Consider the following 6,810-nt stretch of genomic DNA (forward strand, 5'->3'; position numbering starts at 1 on the left):
TCCGAGCCGGAAACGGCCGGAAAACGGGACCGCGTCAGTAGCGCGTCGGCACGAACGCCATGGCAGTCACCAGCACGACTGACAGCATGCTGATAACCAGCACGCGCCAGAGACCCTCCGTCTGCTGGTCGAGCCGCTCCAGCTCCGCGAGCTGTGCCTCAAAGCTCTCGAAATCAGTGCTCAGCTGCAGCGTGGCGTCGCCCGGGAAGTTCGCGATGAACACGGTGTCACCGAGCGTCACCTCGTCATGCTGTCCGACATCCACCGACATCGTCTCGGGACCCTCCCACTCGACAGTGACGTCATCTTCCGTGATCTCCGTAACCGTCACGTCCTGACCGTCATACGAAAGCACGTCATCGACGGCGTGCGTCCGTTCCTCAGGCTCCGGGAAGTACTCGTCCGCGGGCACGAGACGGTCCTCGCCGTCCTCGTCAGTGACGACGACGTACTCCTCACCGTCCTGCTCGACCGTCTCATTGGCCGCATCAGGGTCGTCCTCGAGGATCGCCTGCCGGTCCAGCACCTCACGGAGCGTGAACGCCGTCGGCTCCTCACCCTCGATCACGACCATCCACTCGCGGTCGTCAACCTCGACGGTGGACTCGTTGGCCCAGATGTCGGACTGGTCCGTTATTTCCTCCCACTCGATGACGCCCTCGAAGGTCACTTCACCCGTCTCTTCGTCCTCCGCCTCCGAGATGGCGGCGACGGTGTACTCCTGTCCGTCGAGCTCGAAGGCGTCACCCTCCGACAGCTCGAAGTCCGGGTCGTCGAACGCGATCTCCGGCGTGTCGGCCGTCACGATGAGCGCCCCCGCCGCAGTCCCGACCAGCAGGAAGAGCGCGACGTACACGGCCACAGCGCGTCGTTGCATGCTTCCAGCATGGGCCACCCCGCGTATAACGGTTACTAACGAGTGTCGATGACTGGGAATTCGACCGACACGGACGCCTCGATCGCCGGCGAGCGCTACCGCTCAAAACGTCGAGAAACACAAAAGCCAAGGGCCGGATTTGAACCGGCGTCGGGCGGCTCTGCAGGCCGCTGCGTCTGACCGAACTCTGCCACCTTGGCGCGCACTGATTCTACCGCCGTCGGCCGCTTAAGCCTAGCGGTCTGCGGGAACTCGCCGGCGAGCTCCCCCTTTCGAAATACAAAAACCCGCCTTCGAGCGCTATCGCTCGAAGGCGGGTGATGACTGCAAATGAATGGGAGGCGGCGAACCCAGGCTCCCAGAGGCTCGCGCACTCCAGTACTGCTCGGAACGCAGGTGGGCTTAACTTCCGTGTTCGGAATGGGTACGGGTGTTGACCCCACCGCTATGGCCGCCTTAACGTCGACTCCCGGAATCGAACCGGGATTCGAAGACCACTGTCGATGGTTCGTACTGACCGTGTATATGTGCGATCCAGTTACCGCCTGAACTCATACGGGTGTGGAACTCCAGTGACCGTATGACTGTGGCTCGGTCTGTTAGTGCTCGTGGACTCAACACCTCGTTGCCTTGGTGCGTACATCCCGAGTCTATCGAACTCGTCTTCTACGAGTGACCTCCAGGGTACCTCTTTTCCATGTGGGTTTCGAGCTTAGATGCGTTCAGCTCTTACCCCGTGTCGCGTGGCTACCCGGCATCTGCTCTCTCGAACAACCGGTACACCAGTGGCGACCAAACGTAGTTCCTCTCGTACTATACGTTCGTTCACGTCAGGTACCTCAAACACCCCCAATAGATAGCAGCCGACCTGTCTCACGACGGTCTAAACCCAGCTCACGACCTCCTTTAATAGGCGAACAACCTCACCCTTGCCCGCTTCTGCACGGGCAGGATGGAGGGAACCGACATCGAGGTAGCAAGCCACCCGGTCGATATGTGCTCTTGCGGGTGACGACTCTGTTATCCCTAAGGTAGCTTTTCTGTCATCTACGGGCCCCATCACGGAGCCTCGTAGGTTCGCTAGACCACGCTTTCGCGTCAGCGTCACTCGTTGGGAATGACACTGTCAGACCATCTTGTGCTCTTGCGCTCTTCTCCGAGTTCCCGACTCGGATGAGATGATCTTTGGGCGCGCTCGATATCTTTTCGAGCACGTACCGCCCCAGTCAAACTGCCTGGCTACCGGTGTACTCCTCCCGGAGTGAGAGTCGCAGTCACCGACGGGTAGTATTTCAATGATGGCTCGGCGACGCGCTGGCGCGCGCACCTGTGTAATGCCTCCTACCTATGCTGCACATCGGCGACCACGTCTCAGCGACAGCCTGCAGTAAAGCTCTATAGGGTCTTCGCTTCCCCTTGGGGGTCTCCAGACTCCGCACTGGAACGTACAGTTCACCGGGTCCAACGTTGGGACAGTGGCGCTCTCGTTTATCCATTCATGCAAGCCGCTACTGAAGCGGCAAGGTACTACGCTACCTTAAGAGGGTCATAGTTACCCCCGCCGTTGACGGGTCCTTCGTCCTCTTGTACGAGGTGTTCAGATACCCGCACTGGGCAGGATTCAGTGACCGTACGAGTCCTTGCGGATTTGCGGTCACCTGTGTTGTTATTAGACAGTCGGAGCGCCCGAGTCACTGCGACCTGCTTCGTCGAAAGCAGGCATCCCTTCTTCCGAAGGTACGGGACTAACTTGCCGAATTCCCTAACGTCGGTTCTCCCGACAGGCCTTGGCTTGCGCTGCCAGAGCACCTGTGTCGGATCTCGGTACGGATACTATGCTCGTCTTTTCACGGGCCCTATGTACGGCTGACTTGCGCTATCTTGAGCTTCGGTCGCTTCCTGCCATGACGGCTTCCACGACGTTCCTCAATTCGACTGGGCGAAAACCCAGCTCAACGTTCCACACGGCGTCGACTTTCAATGCATAGCAGCACTGGAATATTAACCAGTTTCCCGTTGTCTGCGTCGAATTGCGGGCAGACTTAGGACCGGCTGACCCTCGGCTGATTGGCAGTGCCGAGGAACCCTTGCTCTTCAGGCCGTCGAGGTTCTCACCCGACTATCGCTGCTACTGTGACCAGGATTTTCGTTACCGAACGGTCCACACGAGATCTCTCCCGGGCTTCCATCCGAACGGTACGCCGACCTACACGGTTGCCCTTTCACGGGCACGGCTGGGTCTCGGTGGTAGATTTGAGCCCCGATCATTTTGGGCGCCTCAAACCTCGGCCGGTAAGCTGTTACGCTTTTCTTAGAGGGTAGCTGCTTCTAAGCTCACCTCCCGGCTGTTTAGGGCTTGAGACCACCTTCGAATCGCACTTAATCTACACTTTGGGACCTTAACCCAGCTCTGGGTTGTTCCCCTCATGGTACACAGGCTTACCCCGCGCACCGGACTCCCATCGTCTACGACGCCTGCAGGTTTGGAGTTCGACAGGATGGCCGACTCCTCTCGGAGGCGGGTCATCCAATCGGTAGCTCTACCCTGCGGGCTATCTCGGATGAGGTCATGCTTCGACATGTTTCGGTCGGAACCAGCTGTTGCCGAGCTCGATGGGCCTTTCACCCCTATACACAGATCACGGGAGGATATTGTAGAATACCAACCCTAACGGGCCTCCACGTGGCTTTCGCCACGCTTCACCCTGCCTGTGCATAGATCGCTCGGTTTCGGGTCGCACCCAGATGACTCCCCGCGCTTGAACACGGTGGCCCTCGCAATGCTGCGGCCATATCGGTTTCCCTGCGCCTTCCCGGATACTCCGGTTAGACTCGCCATCTAAGTGCACTCCCTGGTTCGTTTTTCAAAACGCACGACACGACGCCGGCTCGATTCTCTTCCTACTGGAGGATCGCTCCTCGGTCGTTTTGAGAATCGCCTTTTACGCCCTGTCGCTCGATCGCCAACTGATTTCAGGCCCTATTGCACCGCCCTTCTCGGGGTGCTTTTCAGCGTTCGCTCACGCTACTTGTTCGCTATCGGTCTCAAGGAGTGTTTAGCCTTCTCAGGCGATGCCTGAGTTGTTCACAGAGGATATCCGACCCCTGCTACTCTGGTATTGACGCCGACGGTACTCGCACATCTTACGGGGTTATCACCCTGTCTCACGCTCCATTCCAGGAGACTTCAGATGCGATTTCTCGTCTTGATTGTCAACCCGAACACCACATCGGTCCGAAGACCTTCAGTTTGGGCTGTGTCGATTTTACTCGCGGTTACTGACGACATCGCTATTGCGTTCTCTTCCTCCCCCTACTGAGATGTTTCAATTCGGGGGGTTCCCTATTGCGCGTGGCAATTGTAAACGGATTCCGATTCGGAAATCCCATGTTCTTTCCCTCCATGCGGGTCCCATGGGCTTATCGCAGCTTGGCACGTCCTTCATCGGCTCTTGAGCCGAGCCATTCACCAGCTGGCACAGTAGCCAGTTCAGTGATCATTGGTCTTTCAAAGAAAGACCGCTGATCGTAATCGTTGGTCTTCCAGAAGAAGACCGCCGACTGTAATGGTTCACTGACGTTCCACCGAAAACTCGTATGAGTTCAGTGGACGTCTGGATCGCACGTATACACGGTCGTCATCGAATCACCCTGAGGCTTTCAGGCGTGTTCGTCGAACCCTTCCCACCCGCGGTTTCCCGGAGTGGTGCATCGGTCGTCGTCTATCCAATCCGAATCCCGCCTCCCACTTAAGGGGACGGTTTCGGACCGGGTCTGACATGGACTCACTGGGATTCGAACCCAGGGCATCCTCCTTGCAAGGGAGGCACTCTACCGCTGAGCTATGAGCCCACCTTCCCGTGGGGGAAGGGTGGTGGTCAGCGTCGGTTTCGCGAGCCTCGGTAGTTCGTCGGTGCCCGGAACGGCCGGTGGGCGGACGCCAATGGACGCATGCGAATGAGTAGTGACCGTTCGAATAGAACGGTCGAAAGGTGGGCTCCCTACTGAAAGGGAGTCCCGGGTCAATAGGAGGTGATCCAGCCGCAGATTCCCCTACGGCTACCTTGTTACGACTTAAGCCCCCTTGCGAAGCCCAGATTCGACCGCGGTGACGCGGCCTCATCCGGACCTCACTCGGGTGCTTTGACGGGCGGTGTGTGCAAGGAGCAGGGACGTATTCACCGCGCGCTTCTGACACGCGATTACTACCGAATCCAGCTTCATGTGGGCGAGTTTCAGCCCACAATCCGAACTACGATCGAGTTTCTGAGATTACCGTCTCCTCTCGGAGTAGGAACCCTTTGTCTCGACCATTGTAGCCCGCGTGTTGCCCAGCACATTCGGGGCATACTGACCTACCGTTGCCCGTTCCTTCCTCCGCTTTAGCAGCGGCGGTCTCCCTACTGTCCCCAGCCACCTCTCGGTGCTGCTGGCAAGTAAGGATGCGGGTCTCGCTCGTTGCCTGACTTAACAGGACGCCTCACGGTACGAGCTGACGGCGGCCATGCACCTCCTCTCTGTGGCTCGTGGCTAGGTCATCAACCTGACCGTCATTACCACAGTCGATGCTGGTGAGATGTCCGGCGTTGAGTCCAATTAAACCGCAGGCTCCTCCGGTTGTAGTGCTCCCCCGCCAATTCCTTTAAGTTTCATCCTTGCGGACGTACTTCCCAGGCGGCCTGTTTAGCGGCTTCCCTACGGCACAGCACCCACTCGTAGTGGGAGCCACACCTAACAGGCATCGTTTACGGCTAGGACTACCCGGGTATCTAATCCGGTTCGAGACCCTAGCTTTCGTCCCTCACTGTCGGATCCGTCCTCGCGAAGTGCTTTCGCCATCGGCGGTCCGTCCAGGATTACAGGATTTCACTCCTACCCCGGACGTACCCTTCGCGCCTTCCGGTCCCAAGCCACGCAGTTTCCACCGGGCGTCTATCCGTTGAGCGGATAGATTTCCCGATAGACTTGCGCGGCCAGCTACGGACGCTTTAGGCCCAATAAAATCGGCCATCACTTGGGCTGCCGGTATTACCGCGGCGGCTGGCACCGGTCTTGCCCAGCCCTTGTTCCTGAACCTCCCTACGGTTCAGAAAAGCACAGGCTCTATGCCTGTGCACTTGGGATTCCCTTATCGCACTGGCGTGCAGTGTAAAGGTTTCGCGCCTGCTGCGCCCCGTAGGGCCCGGAATCTTGTCTCAGATTCCGTCTCCGGGTTCTCACTCTCATGACCCGTACCGATTATCGGCACGGTGGGCCGTTACCCCACCGTCTACCTAATCGGCCGCAGCCACATCCTTCGGCGCCGGAGCGTTTGACACACTCCTCACTCCAGAGTGAGTGTGATATGCACTATTAGCCTCAGTTTCCCGAGGTTATCGTGCTCCGAAGGGTAGTTTGGCCACGTGTTACTGAGCTATTCGCCACGAGTCTGAACTCGTGCGACTAGCATGGCTAAATCGAATCCCAATAGCAATGGCCTCCGGCAGGATCAACCGGAATGACGTCCTCGAGCTTGATTCCCAGCTCGAGGGGGTTGGCGGGTTTTGACGTAATGTCAAAACACCATTGCATGGTCCAATATTGGTGTCCGGTCCCACCGGGCGTTCCGGGTGACACCGAACTACCAAGGCTCACATCAGATCTCCTCTTACGCCGGAGCGCAGGGGGCGAAATCCTCATGTCTTTGAGTCGGCCGAAACCGACTCGGCGAAACCGGGCCGAGTTGAACGGCCCGAGTTCGCGAGTGCGTTCTTCGCATTACATTCCGAATGCCCTTATACACTTAAGGGCTCCGGAACGCGTTTCGAGACGGCCGCGGTCGGCGGCCGACTCTGTCACCCCAGGCGACCCGGGGCGACCTTCGCATTAATCCGAATGCCCGGGTTGTACTTAACCCCGTCGAAGCAACCGCCCTACGTCATGCGGTTTCATGG

At 58.4% G+C, this 6,810-nt stretch carries 1 protein-coding gene, 2 tRNA genes and 3 rRNA genes; all 6 read right to left on the reverse strand.

The features are described 5' to 3' along the window. Positions 1 to 34 precede the first annotated feature (34 nt). The gene (locus ACYQ07_RS09020) at positions 35 to 877 is read right to left on the reverse strand and encodes a hypothetical protein (RefSeq protein WP_459880157.1); all 843 of its coding nucleotides are present in this window, start codon (positions 875 to 877) and stop codon (positions 35 to 37) included. Positions 878 to 1,001: 124 nt separating this feature from the next. Continuing rightward, a tRNA-Cys gene (locus ACYQ07_RS09025) sits at positions 1,002 to 1,077 on the reverse strand. Positions 1,078 to 1,213: 136 nt separating this feature from the next. Beyond that, a 5S ribosomal RNA gene (rrf, locus tag ACYQ07_RS09030) occupies positions 1,214 to 1,336 on the reverse strand. Between the two features lie 120 nt (positions 1,337 to 1,456). Next, positions 1,457 to 4,371: ribosomal RNA gene (locus ACYQ07_RS09035) — 23S ribosomal RNA — on the reverse strand. A gap of 286 nt (positions 4,372 to 4,657) precedes the next feature. Beyond that, a tRNA-Ala gene (locus tag ACYQ07_RS09040) sits at positions 4,658 to 4,729 on the reverse strand. Between the two features lie 175 nt (positions 4,730 to 4,904). Beyond that, positions 4,905 to 6,376: ribosomal RNA gene (locus ACYQ07_RS09045) — 16S ribosomal RNA — on the reverse strand. Together the 16S, 23S and 5S rRNA genes with 2 tRNA genes alongside form the textbook arrangement of a ribosomal RNA operon. Positions 6,377 to 6,810 lie beyond the last annotated feature (434 nt).

The organism is Halorubrum gandharaense, assembly GCF_054654575.1.